The following is a 23,325-nucleotide window of genomic DNA, read 5'->3' on the forward strand; positions in this document are numbered from 1 at the left end:
CTCACGCCTCCTTTGCGTCGACGGGGGCGGGGACGGGGCCCGTGCGGCGGGACCGGCGCAGCGGCGGCTTGGCGCCCAGGCGCTTGGGGTCCAGCCCGGACCACGGGTGACCGCTGGAGAAGAACTTCGTGCGCGCGACCAGCGTCATGATCGGCTTGGTGAAGAGGAACACCACGACCACGTCGAGCAGGGTGGTCAGACCCAGCGTGAAGGCGAAGCCCTGGACCTTGCCGACGGTGACGATGAAGAGCACCGCGGCGGCGAGGAAGGACACGAAGTCGGAGACCAGGATGGTGCGCCGGGCGCGGGGCCAGGCACGCTCGACGGCCGGACGCAGGGTGCGGCCCTCGCGGATCTCGTCCCGGATGCGTTCGAAGTAGACGATGAACGAGTCTGCCGTGATACCGATGGCCACGATCGCGCCGCAGACGGCCGGCAGGTTCAGGGCGAAGCCGATGCCCTTGCCCAGCAGCGCCATGATCGTGTAGGTGAGCACGGCGGAGACCATGAGGCTGACGACGGCGATGAAGGCCAGGCCGCGGTAGTAGATCAGCAGGTAGATCACCACGAGGGCGAGGCCGATGGCGCCGGCGATCAGGCCGGCCTTCAGCTGCTCCCCGCCGAGGGCGGCGGTGACCGTGGTGACGCTGTCCTCCTGGAAGGACAGGGGCAGCGCGCCGTACGACAGCATGTTGCCGAGGTCCTGCGCGGACTGCTGGGTGAAGCCACCCGAGATCTCGGCGTTGCCGCCGGTCAGGGCCTGGCTGACGGACGGGTCGGAGATGACCTCGCCGTCGAGCACGATCGCGAACTGGTTCTGCGGGGCCTGCTTGGTGGCCAGCTCACCGGTGATCTTGGCGAACTTGTCGGCGCCCTTGTCGGTGAACTGCATCGTGACGATCCACTGGCCACGCTGCTGGTCGATGACGCCCTTGGCGTCCTTCACGTCCTGGCCGTTGACCTGGGCCGGACCGAGGACCCACTTGCCCCAGAGGTTGCCGCGCTTGCCACAGGCGAGCATCGGGTCCTCGGGCTTGGCGCCCTTGCCGGCGGCGGCGCGCTGGTCCTCCTTGGTGYAGTCCAGCGCGGCGAACTTCGCCTGCAGGTCGGCGACGGCGGGGTCCACGGGCGGAGTGCTCGGGGCAGGGGTCGCGGGCGGGGTCGTGGCCTTGTCGTCTGCCTTCTTCGACTCGCCCGCCGAGGGCGAGGGAGTGGGGGTGCCCGGGGCCTTGAGGGCCTCGCTGAGCACACGGCCCTGGGAAGTGGCGCTGGACGACGGGGTGGCCGGGGCGGAGGGCTTGCCGCTGCCTTCGGCCTTCGGGGCGCCGGATCCGCTCGCGGAGGGGGTCGGGGACCCGCTCGGCTTGGTCTCCGGGGCGACGGGGGCGCCGTCGGCGAAGCCGAGCACGGGGCGGAAGTAGAGCTGGGCGGTGGTACCGACCTGCTCGCGCGCCTGCTGCTCGTTGGTCCCCTTGGGGATGTTCACGATGATGTGGTCGCGGCCCTGCGTCTGGACCTCGGCCTCCGAGACGCCGAGACCGTTGACGCGGCGCTCGATGATGCCGACCGCCGTGTTCATGTTGGTCTCGTTGACCGCGTCCGGCTTGCCGGGCTCGCTCTTGGCCTTGAGCGTGATGCTCGTACCGCCCGCGAGGTCGATGCCCAGGCGGGGGGTCGTCTGCTTCGTGAGGAACATCCCCGCGGTGAGCGCCACCATCGCGATCAGGATGATGGCCAGGGCGCGCCCCGGCCTCCCCTGAGCCCCCGTGGGCCGCCGGCCCTTCTTCGGTGCTGCCACCTTGTCGTTTCTCCCTGTCCAACCGTCCCGCGCCGGGTCAGCGCGCGGACGGCCACGAAATGTGTGGTGGGGACCCCTGCCCCCCGCAGAAGTTCACTGCGGGCACCGCGGCGTCGCCGGTCGGGCGCCACCGCGGTACCGGCCGGACGCTACTTGGTGCCGGCCTCGCCGTCGGACTTGCCGTCCTTCGGCTCGTCGCCCTTGGGCTCCTCGTCCTTGCCCAGGTCGAGCTTGGGCTCGTCGCCCTTGCCCAGGTCGAGCTTGGGGGCCTCGGCCGCGTCGCCGTCCTTCGACAGGTCCGTCTTCGGGGCGTCGGCCTCGGTCAGCGAGGAGGCGTCGTCCGGGACGACCGGCGTGTCGAGGGTCAGGTCCTCGGTGGTGCCGTGGACGATGCGGTTGTACTCCTCGTCCTCCAGCACGGCGCCGATGGCGTTCTTCGCGTAGATGGCGTGGACGCCGGGAGCCACCTCAAGAGTGACCGTGTCGTCACCGATCTCCTTCACCGTGGCGTACATGCCGCCGATGGTGCGGACGCCGGTGCCGGGCGACATGTCGTTGCGCATCTGCGCGGCCGCCTGCTGCTTCTTCTTGGCGGAGCGGGTCATCAGGAACATCGCCCCGATGAGCACGATGAACGGGAGGAGTGTCACGAGATTCACGGGACGGAGATCCTTCGCACGACCGCACGGGAGACGGCCATTTTCTACGGGGGTGGGCACGCCGACCCGAAGGGTCGGCATCGGCGGAGTCTAGGCGAGTCCGCACCGATGGAACAACGCCCAGCATGGCACCGCAGTTCCTGACCGGGGAAACGCCCGCGCCGTCAGGCCCCGAACAAGCCCTGTTGTCCCCTTGGTCCGCCGCCGGCCTGCTGCGGGGGGACAAGCCCCAGGTGAGCCCATGCGGCGGGGGTGGCGACCCGCCCGCGCGGGGTACGCGCCAGCAGTCCCTCCCGGACCAGGAAGGGTTCGGCCACTTCCTCGACGGTCTCCCGCTCCTCGCCGACCGCCACCGCGAGCGTGGACAGGCCTACGGGGCCGCCGCCGAACAGCTTGAGCAGGGCCTCCAGCACCGCCCGGTCCAGCCGGTCGAGCCCGCGCGCGTCCACCTCGTAGACCTGGAGGGCGGTTCCGGCCACCTCGCGGGTGATCACCCCGTCGGCCCTCACCTGGGCGTAGTCGCGGACGCGGCGCAGGAGGCGGTTGGCGATGCGGGGCGTGCCGCGGGAGCGTCCGGCGATCTCGGCGGCGCCGGCGGTGTCGATCTCCACGTCGAGGAGGCGGGCGGAGCGGTGGACGACCCGCTCCAGCTCCTCGGGGGCGTAGAACTCCATGTGGCCGGTGAAGCCGAAACGGTCCCGCAGCGGCGGGGGCAGGAGGCCGGCCCGGGTGGTCGCCCCGACCAGGGTGAACGGCGGCAGTTCCAGCGGGATGGCGGTCGCTCCGGGGCCCTTGCCGACGATCACGTCGACGCGGAAGTCCTCCATGGCCATGTACAGCATCTCCTCGGCGGGCCGGGACATGCGGTGGATCTCGTCGAGGAAGAGGACCTCGCCCTCCTGGAGCGAGGAGAGGATGGCGGCGAGGTCGCCCGCGTGCTGGATGGCCGGGCCGGAGGTGATCCGGATCGGCGCCCCCATCTCGGCGGCGATGATCATGGAGAGCGTGGTCTTGCCGAGGCCGGGCGCGCCGGAGAGCAGGACGTGGTCGGCGGTGGCGCCGCGCTGCCTCGCCGCCTTGAGGACGAGGTCGAGCTGCTGGCGGACCTTCTCCTGGCCGACGAACTCACCGAGGTCCTTGGGGCGCAGGGCCGCCTCGACGGCGGTGTCCTCGCCGTCGGCGCCCGCGGCGACGATGCGGGCCTCGTCCTCGGTGGTGGTGTCGTCGTCCCAGTTCACGGTGTCAGTCTGCCTTCTCGGTGCGTACGGTGGTCTCTGCTGTGCCGTTCCCCGGGCCCTGCCCCGGACCCCATGGGGCGCGGTCCGGGCGGAGAGCGGCGGGGGCGGGCTCCGCGCGGCGGCACCCGGCTCAGCGGGCTCGGTTCAGGGTCTGGAGGGCAGCCCTCAGCAGCTGCGGGACCGGGGCGGAGCCGCCGGCCGCGATCGCGGCCTCGGCCTGCGGCGTCACCGCCGAGACGGCCTCGTCCGCCTCCCGCGCGGCGTAGCCCAGCCCGATCAGTGCCGCGGAGAGCTGCTCGGTCCACGGGGCGGGTCCTGACGCCGCCGCGCGCTGCGCACCGACCAGGCCGCTCGACCCCAGCGGAGCGCCCAGCTTGTCCTTGAGCTCCAGGAGGAGCTTCTGGGCGCCCTTCTTGCCGATTCCGGGCACCGCCGTCAGGGACTTCTCGTCGCCCGTGGAGACGGCGAGGCGCAGCGCGTCGGGGCTGTGCACGCCGAGCATGGCCTGGGCCAGCCGGGGCCCGACGCCGCTGGCGGTCTGGAGGAGCTCGAAGACCTGGCGTTCGTCGTCGTCGGCGAAGCCGTAGAGGGTCAGCGAGTCCTCGCGCACGACCAGGGAGGTCGCCAGCCGGGCCGGATCACCGATCCGCAGGCCCGCGATCGTGTTCGGCGTGCACTGCACGGCCATGCCGACGCCCCCGACCTCGATCACGGCGAGGGTGGGGGCGAGTGCGGCGACCTGGCCGCTGACGAAGGCGATCATCGGGTACGGCCTTTCGAGGCGGCGTGCAGGGCGGCCGCCCGCTGGAGTCGGTTCTGGGCGGGGGCCCGCCAGATGTGGCAGATGGCGAGGGCGAGGGCATCGGCGGCGTCGGCCGGTTTCGGCGGGGCGGATAGCCGCAGCAGCCGGGTCACCATGGCTCCGACCTGCGCCTTGTCGGCCCGGCCTGTGCCGGTGACGGCGGCCTTGACCTCGCTGGGGGTGTGCAGGGCGACCGGTATGCCGCGGCGCGCCGCGCAGAGCATGGCGACGGCGCTGGCCTGGGCGGTGCCCATGACGGTGCTGACGTTGTGCTGGCTGAAGACCCGCTCCACGGCGACGACTTCGGGGCGGTACGTGTCGAGCCATTCCTCGATGCCCCGCTCGACGGCGACGAGCCGGTCCCCCAGTTCGGCGTCCGCGGGCGTGCGCACGACACCGACGCCGATCATGGTCAGCGGCCGCCCGGCGACCCCCTCGACCACCCCGACGCCACACCGCGTCAGGCCCGGGTCCACCCCGAGTACGCGCATGTCCGCCCCCCGCTCGTCGATCGCCTGTGCGTGCCCGTGCAGGCTATCGGCCGCCACTGACAAAGCGACGGGCCGACGGGGTGTGTCCCGTCGGCCCGTCGCTGTGAGCGCGGGTCAGGCGTCGACCTTCTCCATGACCTCGTCCGAGACGTCGAAGTTGGCGAAGACGTTCTGCACGTCGTCGCTGTCCTCCAGCGCGTCGATCAGCTTGAAGATCTTGCGGGCGCCCTCTTCGTCCAGCTCGACCTGCATGGTCGGCAGGAAGTTGGAGTCGGCCGAGTCGTAGTCGATGCCGGCCTGCTGGAGCGCGGTACGTACCGCGACCATGTCGGTGGCCTCGCTGATGATCTCGAAGCTCTCGCCGAGGTCGTTGACCTCTTCGGCGCCGGCGTCGAGCACCGTCTCCAGCACGTCGTCCTCGGAGAGCTCGCCCTTGGGCAGCAGGACGACGCCCTTGCGGTTGAACAGGTACGAGACCGAGCCCGGGTCGGCCATCGAGCCGCCGTTGCGGGTCATGGCGACGCGCACGTCGGAGGCGGCACGGTTGCGGTTGTCGGTGAGGCACTCGATGAGCACCGCGACACCGTTCGGACCGTAGCCCTCGTACATGATCGTCTCGTAGTCGGCGCCGCCGGCCTCAAGACCGCCGCCGCGCTTGACCGCGGAGTCGATGTTCTTGTTCGGGACCGAGCTCTTCTTGGCCTTCTGGATGGCGTCGAAGAGCGTCGGGTTGCCATCGATGTCGGCACCGCCCATACGGGCCGCGACCTCGATGTTCTTGATCAGCTTCGCGAAGAGCTTGCCGCGCTTGGCGTCAACCACGGCCTTCTTGTGCTTCGTCGTAGCCCATTTAGAGTGGCCGGACATCTGCCTGTCTCCTTCGCGTCACCAACAATGTTCGCCTCAGATCCTACCGGGACGCCGTCAGAGCCCCGCGCGCACCATGTCGACGAAGTACGCGTGAACGCGGTCGTCCCCGGTCAACTCGGGGTGGAACGAGGTCGCCAGCACATTGCCCTGGCGCACGGCGACCGTGTGGCCCTCGTACGTGGCGAGCACCTCGGCGGTGGCGCCGACGGACTCGACCCACGGGGCGCGGATGAAGACGCCCTCGACGGGGCCGCCCGCTATGCCCGCGAAGTCGATCTTCGCTTCGAAGGACTCGTTCTGGCGGCCGAAGGCGTTGCGGCGCACGATCATGTCGATGCCGCCGAGCGTCTCCTGGTCGTCACGGCCGTCGAGCAGCTTGTCGGCGAGCATGATCATGCCGGCGCAGGTGCCGTAGACGGGCATGCCCGCCCGGACCCGCTCGCGCAGCGGCTCCAGCATGCCGAACAGCACGGCGAGCTTCGACATGGTCGTCGACTCGCCGCCGGGGATCACCAGGGCGTCGACCTCGGCGAGCTCCTCGGGGCGCCGGACCGGCCTGGCCACGGCGTCCGCCGCGGCCAGGGCGATCAGGTGCTCCCGTACGTCGCCCTGGAGGGCCAGGACACCGATCACGGGGGTGGTCATGTCCGACTACCAGCCGCGGTTGGCGTAGCGCTCGGCCTCGGGGAGGGTGTCGCAGTTGATGCCGACCATGGCCTCGCCCAGGTTGCGGGAGGCGTCCGCGATGATCTTCGGGTCGTCGTAGAAGGTGGTGGCCTTCACGATGGCGGCGGCGCGCTTGGCCGGGTCGCCCGACTTGAAGATGCCGGAGCCGACGAAGACGCCCTCGGCGCCGAGCTGGCGCATCAGCGCGGCGTCGGCGGGGGTGGCGACGCCACCGGCGGAGAACAGCACGACCGGGAGCTTGCCGAGCTCGGCGACCTCCTTGACGAGCTCGTACGGGGCGCGCAGCTCCTTGGCGGCGGCGAACAGCTCGTTGTTGTCGTAGCCGCGCAGGCGGGCGATCTCGTTCTTGATCTGGCGCAGGTGCCGGACGGCCTCGACGACGTTGCCGGTGCCGGCCTCGCCCTTGGAACGGATCATGGCCGCGCCCTCGGCGATGCGGCGCAGGGCCTCGCCCAGGTTGGTGGCGCCACAGACGAAGGGGGTGGTGAACGCCCACTTGTCGGAGTGGTTGACCTCGTCGGCCGGGGTCAGGACCTCGGACTCGTCGATGTAGTCGACGCCGAGGGACTGCAGGACCTGGGCCTCGACGAAGTGGCCGATGCGGGACTTGGCCATGACCGGGATGGAGACGGCCTCGATGATCTCTTCGATCATGTTCGGGTCCGACATCCGGGCCACGCCGCCGTCCTTGCGGATGTCGGCGGGGACCCGCTCCAGGGCCATGACGGCCACGGCGCCGGCGTCCTCGGCGATCTTCGCCTGCTCGGCGTTGACCACGTCCATGATCACGCCGCCCTTGAGCTGCTCGGCCATGCCGCGCTTGACGCGGGAGGTGCCGATGGCCGACTCAGCGGACTGGGAAGAGGTGGGAAGCGTGCTCACGGGTTGACCTCACTCGAAAGGAAGACGGGTACTACTGGGCTGAGAAAACCCCACGGACCAGTCCACTGCAAGGGCCAATGTGGAGCCGGTGGCCCCTCGACTTGTCCCCCGCGGCACTGGCCGGACCCGCCCGCACCTATGCGGGACGGTCCGCCAGGTCCACCGGAGGCTCATCGTCCATTTCGAAGGCGAGCGGGAACGGCGCATGTCCCGCCAGTCTGAACCACCGCACCTTGCGGTGGCGGCGCAGCGCGCGGGCGGCCCGTACGGCGTCGTTGAGGAACCGCCGCGCCATCGGGACCCGGCGCACGGCCGCGGCCAGGTCCTCGGCCGCCGCCTCTCCCCCGGGAGCCGCCTTGAGCACCTCCACCTGGTCGGCGTCCGCGAACACCGCCCGCAGCGCCTGGCTGAGCTCGCTCTCGGCGACCTCCCGCTGCTCCTCCTCGGCCTGCCGGGCCGCGTGGGCGGCCTCGTACAGCACGAGCGACGAGGCGGGGTCCAGCGCGCCGGAGGTGGCCACTTCCAACACCACGGAGGCGCGCCGCACGAGCTGCGCGTCGAGGGCGGCCCGGGCGGCGTCCATGCGCGTGTGCAGCCGGTCCAGCCGCCCGGYGGTCCAGCTGAGGTAGACCCCGACGACGCCGAGCGCCACCGCGATCCAGACAAGGTTTTCGATCACGGGCCGCGACACTACCGGCTACGGGAGGCCGTTCGCTCAGCCGTCCCGCGAGAAGCCGAGGCGGGTGCGGAGGGGGACGCGTTCGTCGGCGGCCACTGCGGCCGCGCCGTCGGTCACCGTCTCGTAGACGGCCAGGATGTCCGCGCCGACCGTCGACCAGTCGAAACGCCGTACGTGGGCCGAGCCGCGGGCGCTGAGCTCCGCGCGCCGGGCCGGGTCGCGGAGCAGGGCGACGGCGGCCGTCGCCAGCGAGCCCGCGTCCTCGTTGGCGAAGAGCTCGCCCGCCGCGCCCTGGTCCAGGACCTGGGCGAAGGCGTCGAGGTCCGAGGCCAGGACGGCCGCTCCGGCGGAGAGGGCCTCGACCAGGATGATCCCGAAGCTCTCGCCGCCGGTGTTGGGGGCGACGTAGACGTCCACGCTGCGCAGCAGGCGCGCCTTGTCCTCGTCGGAGACCATGCCGAGGAACTCCACCCGGGAGCGCAGTTCCGCGGGGAGGGAGGCCACCGCCTCCTCCTCGTCGCCCCGGCCCGCGACGAGCAGCCGTACGTCCGGGCACTGCTCGGCGATGGCCGGGAAGGCGGCCATCAGCACCGGCAGGCCCTTGCGGGGTTCGTCGATGCGGCCGATGAAGCCCAGGGTCCGCCCGGACCAGTCGGGATTCGGGTCGGCCTGGGCGAAGAAGTCCACGTCGACGCCGTTGGGGATGACCACGGCGTCCCCGCCGAGGTGTTCCACCAGCGTGCGCCGGGCGTACTCGCTCACCGCGATCCGGGCGCTGATCTTCTCCAGCGCCGGCTGGAGGATCGGGTACGCGGCGATCATCGCCCGCGAGCGGGGGTTGGAGGTGTGGAAGGTCGCCACGATCGGGCCCTGGGCCGCCCAGCAGGACAGCAGCCCGAGGGAGGGCGAGGTGGGCTCGTGGATGTGGATCACGTCGAAGACGCCGTCGTGCAGCCACCGGCGTACCCGGGCGGCCGACAGGAAGCCGAAGTTCAGCCGGGCGACCGACCCGTTGTAGGGCACCGGCACCGCCCGCCCCGCCGAGACCACGTAGGGGGGCAGCGGGGTCTCGTCGTCGGCCGGCGCCAGGACCGACACCTCGTGGCCGAGACGGATCAGGTGCTCCGCCAGGTCACGGATGTGGAACTGGACGCCGCCCGGCACGTCCCACGAGTACGGGCACACGATGCCGATCTTCACTACGGGCGCTCCTCCAGGTCGTCGAGCCACAGGCGCTGCAGCATGTGCCAGTCCTCCGGGTGGGCGGCGATGCCCCAGGCGAAGGCGTCCGCGAGCGCCTGGGTCATGGCCGCGGTCTTCTCGGTGCGCGTCCCCGTGCCGGGCACCTCCACCTCGGGGTGGATCCGGCCGTGCATCACCGGGGTGTCGCCGTAGTGCAGGGTCGCCGGGAGCAGTACGGCGCCGGTCTGCTGGGCCAGCAGGGCCGGGCCCGCCGGCATCCGCGTCCTGGCGCCGAAGAAGTCCACTTCGACCCCCGAGGCCGACAGGTCGCGGTCCGCGACCAGGCAGACCATGCCGCCGGAGCGCAGCCGCCGGGCCAGGGTGCCGAAGGCGGCGCCGCCGCTGTGCGGCAGCACCTCCATGCCCAGGCTCTCGCGGTAGGCCACGAAGCGGTCGTAGAGCGACTCGGGCTTGAGCCGCTCGGCGACCGTGGTGAACGGGACCCCGATGTGGCCGATGGCCCAGGCCCCCGCGAGGTCCCAGTTGGCCAGGTGCGGCAGGGCGACGATCACCCCGCGCCCGGTGGCGAGGGCCTCGCGCAGGAGGTCCTCGTCCTGGAAGCGGACGTCCGTGCTGAACCGCCGCGGGTCCATCGTCGGCAGCCGGAAGGATTCCATCCAGTAGCGCATGTACGAGCGCATGCCGGCGTGCGAGAGCTCGCGCAGCCGCTCGGGGCCCGCGTCCGGCACGACCCGTGCCAGGTTCGACTCCAGCCGCAGCACGCTCTTGCCGCGCCGCTTCCAGGCCACGTCGGCGATCTTGCGGCCGAGGGCCACGGCGGCCGGTTCGGGGAGCTTCTTGACGCCGGCCCAGCCGAGCCCGTACAGGCCGTCGACCAGCTTGTCCTGTGCCTTGCCCATCAGGCGGCACCCCCCTCGGACCCGGCCGCGGCTTCGGCGTCGGCCTCGGCGGCCTCGCGGCGCACGGTGACCACCCGCTGGATCAGGGTGACGAGCGAGCCCGCCGCCACGACCCACAGGGCGATCGGCAGCAGCACCCCGATCCAGGAGGGGACACCGAAGGTCTGGAGCCCGGACAGCCCGGCCGCGACCAGGGAGATCACCAGTCGCTCGGCGCGTTCGATGAGCCCGTTGACGGCGACCGGCAGCCCGATCGACTCGCCGCGGGCCTTCGTGTACGAGACCACCTGGCCGCTGGCCAGACAGAAGATCGCCACGGCGCACAGCGCGTTGTCGTTCCCGTCGCCCGCGTACCAGAGCGCGAGGCCGCCGAAGATCGCCGCGTCGGCCACCCGGTCGAGGGTGGAGTCGAGGAAGGCGCCCCACCGGCTGGAGACCCCGGCCTGGCGGGCCATGTTCCCGTCCACCAGGTCGGAGAACACGAAGAGGGTGATGGTGATCGTGCCCCAGAAGAACTCGCCCCGGGGGAAGAAGACCAGCGCTCCGGCCACCACTCCGGCGGTGCCGATGAGGGTGACCGCGTCCGGGCTCACCCCCCGACGGAGGAGAAACGCGGCGAACGGCGTGAGAACACGCGTGAAGAATGCACGCGCGTACTTGTTCAGCATGGCCTTCCCGGAGGGTCGCTGGGCCGCACGGCCACCACGGCCACCGGCTGGCCCATCGTAGCCAGCGCCCCGGGCCCGTCACGCCGCGCACCCACCGGTTCGCGCCGCGCAATCCGGCCGCCGTGCCACCGTCACGCTCCGGACAGCCGCCGGTACGACGTATGGACGCAGTGTGACACCGGTGCAAAGCTCGAAGGACCCCGATCACCCTCCTCACCGCGACACCAGGAGGCACGAGCAGCATGGGAGCCACATCACACCAAGCCGGAGCCGCCGGCAGGGCACTGACGGCCGACCGCCCCTCTTCCGTACGGAACGTCGTGCTGGTCGGCCACAGCGGTGCGGGCAAGACCACCCTCGTCGAGGCCCTGGCCCTGACGGCGGGGGCCGTGAACCGGGCCGGACGGGTCGAGGACGGGGGCACGGTCTCGGACTACGACGAGATCGAGCACCGCCGCCAGCGCTCCGTCCAGCTCTCCCTGGTCCCCGTCGAATGGGCCGGCATCAAGATCAACGTCCTGGACACCCCCGGATACGCCGATTTCGTCGGGGAACTGCGGGCCGGTCTGCGCGCGGCGGACGCGGCCCTCTTCGTCGTCTCGGCCGCCGACGGGATCGACGGGGCCACCCGCATGGTCTGGGAGGAATGCCAGGCCGTCGGCATGCCCCGCGCCATCGTCGTCACCCATGTGGAGGCAGCCCGCTCCGATTACTCCGAGACGGCCGCCGCCTGCGGGGAGGCCTTCGGAGCGGAGGACCCCGACGCCGTCGTCCCGCTCTACCTGCCGCTGTACGGAGCCCGCGGACCCGACGGCCACGCCCCGGTCACCGGCCTGATCGGCCTGCTCTCCCGGCGCGTGTACGACTACTCCTCGGGCGAACGGGCCGAGCGCGACCCGGACGCCGCCGAGCTCGCCCTGATCGACGGCGCCCGCTCCCGGCTGATCGAGGGGATCATCGCCGAGAGCGAGGACGAGAGCCTCATGGACCGCTACCTCGGCGGCGAGGACATCGACGTCAAGACCCTGATCGACGACCTGGAGCGGGCCGTCGCCCGGGGCACCTTCCACCCCGTCCTGATGGCCGCCCCGGCCGCCGACGGCGCCCGTCAGGGCCTGGGCACCGTCGAACTCCTCGAACTGATCACCGGCGGCTTCCCCACCCCCGAGGAACGCGCCCCCGTCAGCGTCACCGCCCCCGACGGCTCCCCGCGCCCCGCCGTCACCTGCGATCCGGCCGGACCGCTCCTCGCCGAGGTCGTCAAGACCTCCTCCGACCCCTACGTGGGCCGCGTCTCCCTGGTCCGCGTCTTCTCCGGCACCCTGCGCCCCGAGGAGACCGTGCACGTCAGCGGCCACGGGCTGGCAGACCGCGGACACGAGGACCACGACGTCGACGAACGCGTCGGCGCCCTCACCTCCCCCTTCGGCAAACAGCAGCGCACGCTCGGCGCCTGCATCGCGGGCGACCTCGCCTGCGTGGCCAAACTCACCCGCGCCGAGACCGGCGACACCCTCTCCGCCAAGGACGCCCCCCTCCTGATGGAGCCCTGGGCGATGCCGGACCCCCTGCTCCCCCTCGCGATCGAGGCCCACAGCAAGGCCGACGACGACAAGCTCTCCCAGGGGCTGGCCCGGCTGGTCGCCGAGGACCCCACGATGCGGCTGGAGCAGAACCCGCACACCCACCAGCTGGTCCTGTGGTCGCTGGGCGAGGCCCACCAGGACGTCGCCCTGGAGCGGCTGCGGACCCGCTACGGGGTCCAGGTCGATCCCGTCCCGCACAAGGTCAGCCTGCGCGAGACCTTCGGCGCGAAGGCCACCGGCCGCGGCCGGCACGTCAAGCAGTCCGGCGGCCACGGCCAGTTCGCCATCTGCGAGATCGAGGTCGAACCCCTCCCGGCGGGCAGCGGCATCGAGTTCGTCGACAAGGTGGTCGGCGGCGCCGTGCCCCGCCAGTTCATCCCGTCCGTGGAGAAGGGCGTACGGGCCCAGGCCGCCCGCGGCCTCGCGGCCGGCTATCCGCTGGTCGACGTACGGATCATCCTGCGCGACGGCAAGGCGCACTCGGTGGACTCCTCCGACGCCGCCTTCCAGACCGCCGGCGCCCTCGCCCTGCGGGAGGCCGCCGCCGACACCCCCATCCACCTCCTGGAACCGGTCGCGGAACTCGACGTGCAGGTCCCCGACGCCTACGTCGGCGCGGTCATGAGCGACCTCGCGGGCCGCCGGGGCCGTGTCGTCGGCACCGAGCAGGCCGGGCCCGGCCGCACCCGGGTGCGCGCCGAGATCCCGGAGATCGAGATCGGCCGGTACGCCGTGGAGCTGCGCTCCGTGTCGCACGGCACGGGCCGGTTCAGCCGCGCCTACGCCCGCCACGAGCCGATGCCGCCCCACCTCGCGGACAAGGTTCGCGAACAGGCAGAGAAGGGAAACCAATTGACATAACGTCACGCCTGCCGCCCACCCGACCCGCTTGCGGTGGGCGGCATTTCCCTGTCCCATGACCAAGGGGCGGTGTCCGCCGATAGGCTTTTCGGCGCGGCGGACGGAACGACCGGGCACAACGACTACAGCGGCACGACAAAGAGCACAGTGGCACGGCGATGGGGGCAGCGGTGGCGGACGACGGTTTCGACTTCAGGCCCGGGGCACAGATTCCGCTCCAGGGGGGCGGCGGCCAGACCGCCGCGACCAACGCGCTCGCCTCCGCCGCGTACCGCGACGGCGGCAAGGACACCGCGCTGTCCTCGATACTCGGGGCCAACAGCGAGAACCACCCGGCTTCGGTGAAGCCCCCGAAGATCTCCCTGTTCGAGCCCAACCTCGGCGAGGCCTTCTGCCGGGCCGTGGAGGCCCGCACCCTCTCCCCCGGCCGCAAGCCGCTCATCCAGTCCTTCGGCGCCGACCCGCAGACCGTCGTCGAGCACTGCCTGGCGGCCTCCCGCATCCGCAAGGAACGCGACCGCAAACTGCGCCTGATCATGCTGGTCTGCGGTGTGGTCTTCCTGCCGGGGCTGCTGCTGTGGCTCGGCCTCTTCCAGCTGCGCAAGACCCTCGCCAAGGGCGAGGGCAAGAAGAGCACGTGGATCGGGACCGCCCTGCTGGTCGGCGTCGTCGTCGTGGCCGCGGTGCTGCTCTACCGGGTGGTCTACCGGGCGCCGGGCAGCGGCGTGCTGGAGCTGTACCTGTTCGGCTCGCTGGCCGCCCCCGCGCTGGGCTGGTTCCTGGCCCGCCGGATCTGCGAGAACACCGCCGCCGACCTGCGCTCACGCTGGGACGGCCTGCTCGGGGGCGGCGGGGTCGCCGCCAAGATCCCGGACGCGGTCCCCGGCAACCCCGACGAGAAGGCCCGCGAGGACCTGCGCCACCAGCTGGCGAAGCTGACCGCCGAGGACCGCAGCAACTCCGTCTTCTACGCCGGCCCCAAGGGCATCCTCGGCATGGGCACCCGCTGGGGCAGCTGGCAGATGGCCGAGGAGCTGGTCCCGAGGACCGAGGGCGCGGAGATCCACCCCTTCCGCAGCTGGGACGTCATACGCGCGATGGACGCCCAGCTGCGCAAGCTGGAGCGGGGCCCGCTGCACACCGGCGGCTTCCCGGCCGCCTCCATCCAGCACTGGATCGTCACGCCCGTCGGCGAGGGCGCCGCGGAGGTCGCCCGGCCGAGCGGCGAGGACGTGGACACCTTCCTCGTCAAGACGCACGAGATCACCCGGATCTGCAACGAGCAGCAGTTCAGCGCGGGCAACCGGCACTACCTCGGCATCCAGTACCCGCTCTGGGACGGCCAGCTCGTGATCACCATGCTGGTCACCGTGACCGTGCTCTACAAGACCCTGCGCGTGGACGTCACCGCCCACGCCCTCGGCCCGGTGCACGGCCTGTTCACCACCAAGTCCAAGGCCCCGGTCATAGAGGTCCCCAAGTCCGTGCGCTTCTGGGAGACGGTGGAGCGCCCGCTGCCGCTGGTGGACGCGAGCGAGGTCGTACGGCTGGCCGTGCGGGCCCCGCTGACCTGGTACCCGCCGCTCCTGGAGTACTTCGGCGGCAAGCTGGTCCTGCCCGAGCCCTTCGGCCTGCGGCACGTCTGGGCCGGCACGATGTGGCGCCACCGCTTCATGGCGGACGACGCGCTGCGCACGGTGGCCCCGGTCCTGCGTGCCGTGCACGCCGCGGCGTTCAAGGTGCTGGAGGAGAACGGCGTCGACACGGACCGCTTCACGAACCGTTCCTCGATCATGAGCGGCCTGATCCAGGAGCCCGCCCCGCGCAAGGCCGACGTCTACGACGCCTAGGTACGCTGAAGAGGAGGACGGATCCGACCCGGGGAGGAGCCACCATGACCGAGCGCAAGCCGCCCGGTGTCAGCTTCGAGTCCTTCGTGGACCGGCAGATCCGGGAAGCGGCCGACCGCGGCGAGTTCGAGAAGCTGCCGGGCTGGGGCAAGCCGATGGCCTCGCTGGACGCGCCCTACGACGAGCTCTGGTGGATCAAGGGGAAGCTGCACCGCGAGGGCTTCTCCCCGCTGCCCCCCTCGCTCGCCCTGCGCAAGGAGGCCGAGGACGCCCTGGAGAAGGTCCGGGAGGCCCGTACCGAACGGCGGGTACGGGCCGTCCTCGCGGAGGTCAACGAGAAGATCCGCGCGGCCCTGCTCAGGCCGCCGCCGGGACCTCTCCTGAACCTCACCGAGTTCGACGTAGAGGCCGTGGTCGCCGACTGGCGCGCGGACCGCGAGGCCTAGGGCCGGCCCCGGCAGCAGCCAGGGCCGGAAGGGGGCCGGTACCCGCAAGTGGACCGGCCCGACCGGGCCGTTTCCGTTTTCCCGGGGAAACGGCCCGGTCGACTAGTCGACGGGCCAGGCGTCCGCGAGCATCTGACGGGTGTCGGCCAGGAGCTGCGGCAGCACCTTGGTGTGACCGACCACCGGCATGAAGTTCGTGTCCCCGCCCCAGCGCGGCACGATGTGCTGGTGCAGGTGGGCGGCGATGCCCGCGCCGGCGGCCGCGCCCTGGTTCATGCCGATGTTGAACCCGTGCGCACCGGACGCCTTGCGCAGCGCGACCATGGCCCGCTTGGTGAGGTCCGCGAGTTCGGCGGTCTCGGGGCCGTCGAGCTCGGTGTAGTCGGCGACGTGCCGGTACGGGACGACCATCAGGTGGCCGCCGTTGTACGGGTAGAGGTTCAGCACGGCGTAGACGTGCCGGCCCCGCGCCACGATCAGGCCGTCCTGGTCGGACATCTCCGGAATCCCGCAGAAGGGACAGCCGTCCCCGGCCTCCGGGCCGGTCGGCTTGTTCTCCCCCTGGATGTAGGCCATCCGGTGGGGCGTCCACAGACGCTGGAACGCGTCCTGCGTACCCACACCGATCTGCTGCTCCGGCTCAATCGTCATAGGACGCAGCATATGACCTAGTCCCTGCGGACGAGGAAGGCCCCCGGAAAGTGATCGCTTTCCGGGGGCCCGCCGGCTGCCGTGCGGCCGTGGATCAGACCTGGACGCGGTCGGCGACGACCTTCGCCAGCTTGGCCAGGGCCTCGTCCTTCGCGATGCCGTTCTCCTGCGAACCGTCGCGGTAGCGGAAGGAGACGGTGCCCGCGGCCATGTCCTCGTCACCGACGATGATCATGAACGGGACCTTGAGCTTCTGGTGGTTGCGGATCTTCTTCTGCATGCGGTCGGAGGAGGCGTCCACCTCGACCCGCAGACCCTGCCTCTTCGCCTCGGCGGCGAACTCCTGGAGGTACTCCACGTGCCCGTCGCCGATCGGGATGCCGACGGCCTGGACCGGGGCCAGCCACGGCGGCATGGCGCCCGCGTAGTGCTCCAGCAGCACCGCGAAGAACCGCTCGATCGAGCCGAACAGCGCACGGTGGATCATGACCGGACGCTGGCGCGATCCGTCCGGGCCGGTGTACTCCAGGTTGAAGCGCTCCGGCAGGTTGAAGTCGAGCTGCACGGTGGACATCTGCCAGGTGCGGCCGATGGCGTCACGGCACTGGACCGAGATCTTCGGGCCGTAGAACGCTGCGCCGCCCGGGTCCGGGACCAGCGGGAGGCCCTGCTTCTCGGCGACCGACTGGAGGACCGCGGTGGCCTCCTCCCAGACCTCGTCGGAACCGACGAACTTCTCCGGGTCCTTGGTCGACAGCTCCAGGTAGAAGTCGGTCAGGCCGTAGTCGCGGAGCAGGTTCAGCACGAAGGTCAGCGTGCGGTCGAGCTCCTCCGCCATCTGCTCCTTGGTGCAGTAGATGTGCGCGTCGTCCTGGGTGAAGCCGCGCGAACGGGTCAGGCCGTGCACGACGCCGGACTTCTCGTACCGGTACACGGTGCCGAACTCGAAGAGGCGCAGCGGCAGCTCGCGGTAGGAGCGGCCGCGCGCGTCGAAGATCAGGTTGTGCATCGGGCAGTTCATGGGCTTGAGGTAGTAGTCGGTACCACCGTCGAGCTGCATGGGGGGGTACATGCCCTCCGCGTACCAGTCCAGGTGGCCGCTCTTCTCGAAGAGCGCGCCCTTGGTGGCGTGCGGGGTGTAGACGAACTCGTAGCCCTCTTCCTCGTGCCGCTTGCGCGAGTAGTCCTCCATGGTGCGGCGGATGATGCCGCCGCGCGGGTGGAAGACGGCCAGGCCGGAGCCGATCTCGTCCTGTACGGAGAACAGGTCGAGCTCGGTGCCCAGGCGCCGGTGGTCGCGCTTCTCGGCCTCGGCGAGGAAGTCGAGGTGCGCCTTGAGCTCGTCCTTCGACGGCCAGGCGGTGCCGTAGATGCGCTGCAGCATCGGGTTCTTCTCGCTGCCGCGCCAGTAGGCGGCCGCGTTGCGCATCAGCTTGAAGGCCGGAACGTTGCGGGTGGTGGGCAGGTGGGGACCGCGGCAGAGGTCCTTCCAGCACAGTTCGCCGGTCTTCGCGTCGAGGTTGTCGTAGATGGTCAGCTCGCCGCCGCCCACCTCGACGTTCGCGCCGTCGTCGGTCGACGCCGAACCCTTGATCCCGATGAGCTCCAGCTTGTACGGCTCGTCGGCGAGCTCCTCGCGGGCGGCCTCGTCGGTGACCACGCGGCGGGCGAAGCGCTGGCCGCGCTTCTGGATCTCCTGCATCTTCTTCTCGATGGCCTTGAGGTCATCGGGGGTGAAGGGCCTGGCGACGTCGAAGTCGTAGTAGAAGCCGTCGCGGACCGGCGGGCCGATGCCCAGCTTGGCCTCGGGGAACAGCTCCTGCACGGCCTGCGCCATCACGTGAGCGGTCGAGTGGCGCAGGATGTCGAGGCCGTCCGCGGAGGAGATCTCCACCGGCTCGACGGTCTCCCCGTCGCGGACCTCGTACGCGAGGTCCTTCAGTTCACCGGCGACGCGCGCGGCCACGATGGTGCGCTCGCCGGCGAAGAGCTCGGCCGCCGTAGTGCCCGTGGCCACCACGCGCTCGTCCCGCTCGGAATCGCGTTGGATGATCACACGGACGTCTGACACCTGTCACTCCTGACTCAAGGGATGCGCGAGCGAACACTGCGCGCCTGAATCGTACCGAGCCGAGAGGCCGCGCCGCCAAACGGTTACGGCCCGCCCGCGGCGCTGGCTACCCTGGGCCGCGTCCGCCCGCCACCGACCGCAGGAGTCCACCCCGTGCAGAGCCCGCTCGTCCGCCCGCTGGACCTGACCGACGACGCGACCGCCGGGGCCGTGCACCGGATCGGCCGTGCCGCCTACGCGGTGGAGGCGGAACTGATCGGCTTCGACGGCATCCCCGCCCTCGGCGAGAGCCTCGCGGAACTGCGGGCGCGGCCGCTGCGCTGGCTGGGGGCCGTGTCCGGGGACGGCACGGTCGCCGGGTTCCTGGCCTGGGAGGCGGCGCCCGAGGGGGTCGTCGCGCTGGACCGGCTGTGCGTGGACCCGGCGTGGTTCCGCCGCGGCATCGCCTCGCTGCTGCTGCGGCACGCCCTGGCGGAGCCCTTCGCGGGCCGGACCGTCGAGGTCACGACGGGCGCGGACAACACCCCCGCGGTGACCCTGTACGAACGCCTGGGCTTCGTCCGCGGAGCGGACTTCTCCCCCGTCCCGGGACTGACCATGGCCTCCTTCACCCGAGTCGACGGAGCGGCCCCGGCAGCCCCGGCGGCCCCCTAGGACGGTTCGCCGATCGCGGCCGGCAGCGTCCGGAGCCGGCCGACGGGCGGGAACACGCGCGCGACGACCCCGGCGGCGGAGCAGGACGCGGCCACGGCCAGGGCGTTCCTCAGTCGTCCGACGGCAGGACGTCCTCGGGCTCGAAGCCGTCGTCCAGTGACTTCATCAGGCGGTCCCGTTCGACCTCGTCCAGGGGAACGGGCGTCACGTCCGTGGCGTCCGTCAGCCGGCGGAAGCCGCCCCGGCGCTGGAGCCGGCCGCTCACCCGGACCGGCAGGCCCACCAGGTGGGCGTGGCCCGCGATCCGGTACGCCTCCTCGTCGAGCGCGGCCCGCACGTACGGCACCTCCGCGCCCGCCAGCACCCGCAGCCGGACGGTCCCCCCGCCCCCCGCCGCGGCCCGCCGCATCCGGACCACCGCCCCCGCGAGCCGTACGGGGACCGCGGGTTCCTCGCGGGTGTAGCGGGCGGCGGCCTCCCGCAGCACCGGCAGGTCACCGGGCGAGAACTCCACCGGCTCGGGCCGCGCCGCGCACCCGGCGGGGACCCCGGCCGCCGGCGCCCAGGCCAGCGCGATCCGGGCCCCTTCGGAACCCCGTACGAGGGCGATCAGCGCGTCGGCGAGTTCGCGGCTGACCCCCGCGGCCACGGCGGCGTCGAAGGCGTCCATCCCGCCGGTGGCCCGCCGGTAGTCCACCGCCTCCCGGGCCGCGTGCAGGGCCTGGTGCAGCCGGGCAACCACGCCCCGGCCCCCGTCGACGGGCACGTACGCGGTGAGCCGGCGCCCGCCCGGCGAGGGCCCGACCAGCACCCCGTCCAGGACGCGTTCGGCCTGGGCCCGGTGGCGGGCGCCGTAGTACCCGGCGCGGGCGCGGTCGGCGAGGGCGCCGGCCACCAGCAGCCGGCGGGCCGCCGAGCGCAGCTGTTCCTGGACGGTCCAGGCGGCCTCGCCCTGGTAGCCGTAGGGCCCGACAGGGATCTCGCGCTCCCAGCGGATCTCGTCGCTGGGCACGCTCAGCCCGAACAGCACCTCCCGCGCCGAGGCGAGCCCGCTGCGCGAGAGCGCGGTGAGCGCCTCCTCCAGCAGGTCCGCGCAGTCGGGGAAGGTACGGCTCTCCGGGACGAGCAGGCTGGTCCCGGCACGGCCGGGCGGGGTCCAGCGCCCGTACCGGCCCGCCGCGCCGCCGCGCCTGAGCCATCCGTGCCGGTGCAGCAGCGCGCCGAGCACCTGCGGGTCGACCTGGGCGGGATCGGGCGTGCCCGGGGAGAGCTCCGGGGGCGGCAGCGGTTCGAGGTGCGGCGAGTGCCAGTGCATCAGGGTGTCCCTCCCGACCCGACCCGGGTCATGATCTCGCACAGCGCCCGGTCGTCGAAGATCCGCGTGGTCGGGATCCGTACGGTGGTCCGGCGCCGGCCGGTCACGGGGTGCCCGGCGAGGTTGGTCCAGTAGCAGCAGTGCCGCAGGTCGAGCCGGTCGTGCCCGGCGCCGATCCACTGGTCCCGCTCCCGCGGTACGAGCATCACGACGAGGATCTTGTGGACGGCGACCGGCGTCCGCGCCAGCTTCACCAGGTGCTCGTTGTCGAGGGTGAAGCCGAAGGTGGCCCCGGCCGGCCGGGGCGGTATCTGGTAGGTCGCCTTGAGCTGCACCTTGATGGTCACCTCGTCGTCGACGACGTGCTCGGGGGCGCCGTGGCTGACGTGCCAGTCGATGCCGTTGTCCGGGAAGGGCTGGGAGAGCGAGCAGCCGGCCGCGGCCGCGACGGCGTGCAGGTATCCCACCTGGAGGGTCTCCATGCAGGCGGTGGTGGCGAGCGTGCCGCGCAGCGGTCCGGTCGGCGGTCCGGTGGGTCCGGCCGGTCCGTGCAGCAACCCACCCGGTTCGGGCTGTGCGAGCGCCATGGCCGGCCCCCCATGCCTTCCGGGCTCTGCCGTGAGCGGGAACGGGGGTGACGACCGGTCATGCGTGCGACCCCCCAGGGAAGTTGTCTCCGCACCCGGGTGCCCGCAAACGGCGTACGGGGCAAACGGCCCGGGTATCACCGCTTCGGCAAGGTGGCACGTTCCGTGGCGGTTGTGCCCGGGGGCGCCCCATCTGTCGATCGGGGACGAGGAGTTCGCCATGACACGCTGGTACGAGGGACCGCTGGCCGCATTCGACACGGAGACCACCGGGGTGGACGTCGAGCAGGACCGGATCGTGTCCGCCGCGCTCGTCGTGCAGGAGTGTGCGGGCGGCCGGGTCCGCTCCACCCGGTGGCTGGTCAATCCCGGCATCCCGGTGCCGCCGGGTGCCACCGAAGTGCACGGCCTGACCGACGAGCACCTCCAGCGTCACGGCCGTTGGCCGGCGCCGGTGGTGGAGGAGATAGCCCGTGCGCTCGGTGAGCAGCAGGTGGCGGGCCGGCCGGTGGTGGTGATGAACGCGCCGTTCGATCTGACGCTGCTGGACCGGGAGTTGCGCCGGCACCGGGCCTCGACACTGGCCCGGTACCTGGACGACCGGCCGCTGACGGTGCTGGACCCGCGGGTGCTGGACAAGCACCTGGACCGCTACCGCAAGGGCCGGCGGACGCTGACGGACCTGTGCGCGCACTACGGGATAGAGCTGGAGGGCGCGCACGACGCGACCGCGGACGCGATGGCCTCGCTGGAGCTGGTCCGGGCGGTCGGGCGCCGCTTCGCGGGGCGGCTGGAGCGGCTGACGCCGGCGGAACTGCACGCGCTGCAGGCCGTGTGGCACGCGGCACAGGCGCGCGGGCTCCAGGCGTGGTTCACCCGGCAGGGCACCCCGGAGGCGGTGGATCCGCACTGGCCGCTGCGTCCGGAGGTGTCGCAGGCCGCGTAGGGGCCCGTACATGCGGAAGGCCGGTCCGTCAGTGACGGACCGGCCTGTCCCGGTGGGCGATACTGGGATCGAACCAGTGACCCCTTCGGTGTGAACGAAGTGCTCTCCCGCTGAGCTAATCGCCCGGGAACGGACTGAACAATACAAGAGCCTCGGGGTCTGTTCAAACCGCTTCCCGCTCGGCGTCCAGGAGGGCCGCGAGACCGCGCCGCCCCGCCCGCATCATCAGGGTGTGGTTGAGCCGCAGGACCGGACGCCCGGCGAGCGCGAACGGCCGCAGCGGGGCCGCCCGCAGCTCGACCTCCTGCTCGTAGACGGCCCGCGTGGTCGCGGGACCGGCGGCGCGCGGGCGTACGGTCCACCGCGCCCAGCCTTCGAGGTCCCCGCGCAAGGCCACCTCCAGGACGCCCCGCTCGGGATCGCGGAGCAGGCCGGTGAGGGTGAGGTGGAGCGCGTACGGGAGGACGGAGCGGATCACGGCGGTACCGGTGTGCTCGTCGACCGCCCGGACCCGGCGGACCTGGGGCCACCACCGGGGGTAGTGCGCGGGGTCCTCCAGCCGCGCGAACACGAGGGCGGGCGGGGCGTCGAGGTCCCACACGTCGCGGAAGCGGTAGTGCGTCCAGCGCGGCATGGCCCCAGTCTGACGCGGTGGCGGGGTCCGCGTCCGGCCGTCCCGGGTTTTGGTGCCCGGGGTGCCAGGGGTGCCAGGGGTGCCGGGGGCTTCCGGGGTGCCAGGGGCGCCCGGGGTGCCCGGGGGTACTCAGCGCCGATCTGAGTACGCACCCCCATGTCCTGAGGGAGTGACGGGCACCACACTCCGGCTATGGACACGCCCCTGCCGCCCGCCGAGGAGCTGGCGCTGATCGACCGCGAGCTGGCCCGACTGGACGCCCGGCGGCTGTATCTGTTGACCCGTCGGGAGTGGCTGGTGCGTCTGCTGTGGCAGCAGGCACCGGCCCCGGCGCCGGCCTTCCCTCCGGTGGCCCACGGGGGGCCGCCATCGGCCGGCCCGAGCGCGCAGAACGTGCTGCTGACCCTGGGCGCGGTGCTGCTCGCCGTGGCCGCGCTCGCCTTCACCCTGGTCAGCTGGGGCTCGCTGGGCATCGGGGGCCGCTCCGCGGTGCTGGCCCTGCTGACGGCGGCGGCGCTCGCCGCGCCCGCCGCGCTGCTGCGGCGCGGGCTGCGCTCGACGGCCGAGTCGGTGGCGGGCGTCGCGCTGCTGCTGACCGTGCTGGACGCCTACGCCCTGCACGCCGTGGGGCTTCCCGGCACCGACGGCGGGGCGTACGCGGCGGGGGCGGCGGCCGTGCTGGCGGGGCTGTGGGCCGGGTACGGGGTCGCGCTGCGCGGGCTGCGGCTGCCGCTGCCGGCCGCGGTGGCGGCGGCGCAGCTGCCGTTGCCGCTGGCGGCGGCCGTCACCGGGGCGGGGCCCCTGGCGGGCGGCTGGGCGCTGCTGGTGACGGCCGCGCTGGACGTGGC

The 23,325-nt window shown here is 72.3% G+C and carries 22 protein-coding genes, 1 tRNA gene and 1 pseudogene; 6 read left to right on the forward strand and 18 right to left on the reverse strand.

The annotated features are described in order from the left end of the window. Position 1: 1 nt before the first annotated feature. From secD to pgsA, 12 genes are all read right to left on the reverse strand, one after another. Positions 2 to 1,798, reverse strand: coding sequence for a protein translocase subunit SecD (gene secD, locus AB4039_RS32650; protein ID WP_442272480.1), 1,797 nt, complete (start codon positions 1,796 to 1,798; stop codon positions 2 to 4). A 149-nt stretch (positions 1,799 to 1,947) separates the two neighbouring features. After that, a complete protein-coding gene (gene yajC, locus AB4039_RS32655; protein WP_266837967.1) occupies positions 1,948 to 2,457 on the reverse strand; it encodes a preprotein translocase subunit YajC in 510 nt (169 codons plus the stop codon). Between the two features lie 164 nt (positions 2,458 to 2,621). After that, the gene (gene ruvB / locus AB4039_RS32660; protein ID WP_266837969.1) at positions 2,622 to 3,695 is read right to left on the reverse strand and encodes a Holliday junction branch migration DNA helicase RuvB; all 1,074 of its coding nucleotides are present in this window, start codon (positions 3,693 to 3,695) and stop codon (positions 2,622 to 2,624) included. 130 nt (positions 3,696 to 3,825) lie between these two features. Further along, the gene (gene ruvA / locus AB4039_RS32665; protein ID WP_266837971.1) at positions 3,826 to 4,458 is read right to left on the reverse strand and encodes a Holliday junction branch migration protein RuvA; all 633 of its coding nucleotides are present in this window, start codon (positions 4,456 to 4,458) and stop codon (positions 3,826 to 3,828) included. Beyond that, positions 4,455 to 4,988: a crossover junction endodeoxyribonuclease RuvC gene (gene ruvC / locus AB4039_RS32670; RefSeq protein WP_266841501.1), complete on the reverse strand. Its 534-nt coding sequence runs from the start codon at positions 4,986 to 4,988 to the stop codon at positions 4,455 to 4,457. The genes ruvA and ruvC overlap by 4 nt, the downstream gene beginning before the upstream one ends. 114 nt (positions 4,989 to 5,102) lie before the next feature. Beyond that, complete coding sequence (locus AB4039_RS32675; RefSeq protein WP_031143614.1) at positions 5,103 to 5,855, reverse strand: YebC/PmpR family DNA-binding transcriptional regulator; 753 nt, start codon at positions 5,853 to 5,855, stop codon at positions 5,103 to 5,105. A 57-nt stretch (positions 5,856 to 5,912) separates the two neighbouring features. Next, positions 5,913 to 6,503: a pyridoxal 5'-phosphate synthase glutaminase subunit PdxT gene (gene pdxT / locus AB4039_RS32680; RefSeq protein ID WP_266837975.1), complete on the reverse strand. Its 591-nt coding sequence runs from the start codon at positions 6,501 to 6,503 to the stop codon at positions 5,913 to 5,915. 6 nt (positions 6,504 to 6,509) lie between these two features. Further along, positions 6,510 to 7,427 carry a pyridoxal 5'-phosphate synthase lyase subunit PdxS gene (gene pdxS / locus AB4039_RS32685; protein ID WP_266837977.1) on the reverse strand — a complete coding sequence of 306 codons (918 nt, stop codon included), beginning with the start codon at positions 7,425 to 7,427 and terminating at the stop codon, positions 6,510 to 6,512. Between the two features lie 136 nt (positions 7,428 to 7,563). After that, complete coding sequence (locus tag AB4039_RS32690) at positions 7,564 to 8,106, reverse strand: hypothetical protein (RefSeq protein WP_442272481.1); 543 nt, start codon at positions 8,104 to 8,106, stop codon at positions 7,564 to 7,566. A 36-nt stretch (positions 8,107 to 8,142) separates the two neighbouring features. After that, a complete protein-coding gene (locus tag AB4039_RS32695; protein ID WP_266837981.1) occupies positions 8,143 to 9,306 on the reverse strand; it encodes a glycosyltransferase family 4 protein in 1,164 nt (387 codons plus the stop codon). After that, positions 9,306 to 10,208 carry a phosphatidylinositol mannoside acyltransferase gene (locus tag AB4039_RS32700; RefSeq protein WP_266837983.1) on the reverse strand — a complete coding sequence of 301 codons (903 nt, stop codon included), beginning with the start codon at positions 10,206 to 10,208 and terminating at the stop codon, positions 9,306 to 9,308. Before AB4039_RS32700 ends, AB4039_RS32695 begins: the two co-directional genes overlap by 1 nt. Continuing rightward, entirely contained in the window at positions 10,208 to 10,876 is a 669-nt protein-coding gene (gene pgsA / locus AB4039_RS32705; protein ID WP_266837985.1) for a phosphatidylinositol phosphate synthase, read from the reverse strand. The genes AB4039_RS32700 and pgsA overlap by 1 nt, the downstream gene beginning before the upstream one ends. A 242-nt stretch (positions 10,877 to 11,118) precedes the next feature. Here pgsA and AB4039_RS32710 point away from each other — a divergent pair, with 242 nt between their 5' ends. The 3 genes from AB4039_RS32710 to AB4039_RS32720 all read left to right on the forward strand — a co-directional run bounded on the left by AB4039_RS32710 (position 11,119) and on the right by AB4039_RS32720 (position 15,619). Continuing rightward, positions 11,119 to 13,323, forward strand: a complete 2,205-nt coding sequence (locus AB4039_RS32710; protein WP_266837987.1) for an elongation factor G-like protein EF-G2 — start codon at positions 11,119 to 11,121, stop codon at positions 13,321 to 13,323. A gap of 170 nt (positions 13,324 to 13,493) precedes the next feature. Continuing rightward, a complete protein-coding gene (locus AB4039_RS32715) occupies positions 13,494 to 15,173 on the forward strand; it encodes a hypothetical protein (protein ID WP_266837989.1) in 1,680 nt (559 codons plus the stop codon). Between the two features lie 44 nt (positions 15,174 to 15,217). Beyond that, on the forward strand, positions 15,218 to 15,619 hold the full coding sequence (locus tag AB4039_RS32720; RefSeq protein WP_266837991.1) for a J-domain-containing protein: 402 nt from the start codon (positions 15,218 to 15,220) through the stop codon (positions 15,617 to 15,619). Positions 15,620 to 15,721: 102 nt separating this feature from the next. On the opposite strand, the gene AB4039_RS32725 is transcribed toward AB4039_RS32720, so the two are convergent. Beyond that, positions 15,722 to 16,282 carry an HIT family protein gene (locus AB4039_RS32725; protein WP_266837993.1) on the reverse strand — a complete coding sequence of 187 codons (561 nt, stop codon included), beginning with the start codon at positions 16,280 to 16,282 and terminating at the stop codon, positions 15,722 to 15,724. Between the two features lie 82 nt (positions 16,283 to 16,364). Next, a complete protein-coding gene (thrS, locus tag AB4039_RS32730; protein ID WP_266837995.1) occupies positions 16,365 to 18,341 on the reverse strand; it encodes a threonine--tRNA ligase in 1,977 nt (658 codons plus the stop codon). A gap of 153 nt (positions 18,342 to 18,494) precedes the next feature. On the opposite strand from thrS, the gene AB4039_RS32735 reads away from it, so the two are divergent. Next, entirely contained in the window at positions 18,495 to 18,995 is a 501-nt protein-coding gene (locus tag AB4039_RS32735) for a GNAT family N-acetyltransferase (RefSeq protein WP_266837997.1), read from the forward strand. 109 nt (positions 18,996 to 19,104) lie between these two features. Here AB4039_RS32735 and AB4039_RS32740 read toward each other — a convergent pair whose 3' ends face one another. Beyond that, positions 19,105 to 20,310 carry a hypothetical protein gene (locus tag AB4039_RS32740; protein ID WP_266837999.1) on the reverse strand — a complete coding sequence of 402 codons (1,206 nt, stop codon included), beginning with the start codon at positions 20,308 to 20,310 and terminating at the stop codon, positions 19,105 to 19,107. Then, the gene (locus AB4039_RS32745; RefSeq protein WP_266838001.1) at positions 20,310 to 20,897 is read right to left on the reverse strand and encodes a DUF4365 domain-containing protein; all 588 of its coding nucleotides are present in this window, start codon (positions 20,895 to 20,897) and stop codon (positions 20,310 to 20,312) included. The genes AB4039_RS32740 and AB4039_RS32745 overlap by 1 nt, the downstream gene beginning before the upstream one ends. A 220-nt stretch (positions 20,898 to 21,117) precedes the next feature. Here AB4039_RS32745 and AB4039_RS32750 point away from each other — a divergent pair, with 220 nt between their 5' ends. Then, positions 21,118 to 21,843 (forward strand): 3'-5' exonuclease, encoded by a 726-nt coding sequence (locus AB4039_RS32750; protein WP_266838003.1) that lies wholly within the window; start codon positions 21,118 to 21,120, stop codon positions 21,841 to 21,843. A 53-nt stretch (positions 21,844 to 21,896) separates the two neighbouring features. On the opposite strand, the gene AB4039_RS32755 is transcribed toward AB4039_RS32750, so the two are convergent. Together AB4039_RS32755 and AB4039_RS32760 are read right to left on the reverse strand one after the other, a co-directional pair. Continuing rightward, positions 21,897 to 21,968 (reverse strand) — tRNA-Val (locus tag AB4039_RS32755). Between the two features lie 38 nt (positions 21,969 to 22,006). Further along, entirely contained in the window at positions 22,007 to 22,477 is a 471-nt protein-coding gene (locus AB4039_RS32760; RefSeq protein WP_266838005.1) for an SRPBCC family protein, read from the reverse strand. 192 nt (positions 22,478 to 22,669) lie between these two features. Between AB4039_RS32760 and AB4039_RS32765 the strand changes: the two are divergent. After that, positions 22,670 to 23,325: pseudogene (locus tag AB4039_RS32765) on the forward strand (SCO7613 C-terminal domain-containing membrane protein); the annotation flags it as partial.

Source organism: Streptomyces sp. M-16, assembly GCF_052114405.1.
Classification (GTDB): domain Bacteria; phylum Actinomycetota; class Actinomycetes; order Streptomycetales; family Streptomycetaceae; genus Streptomyces.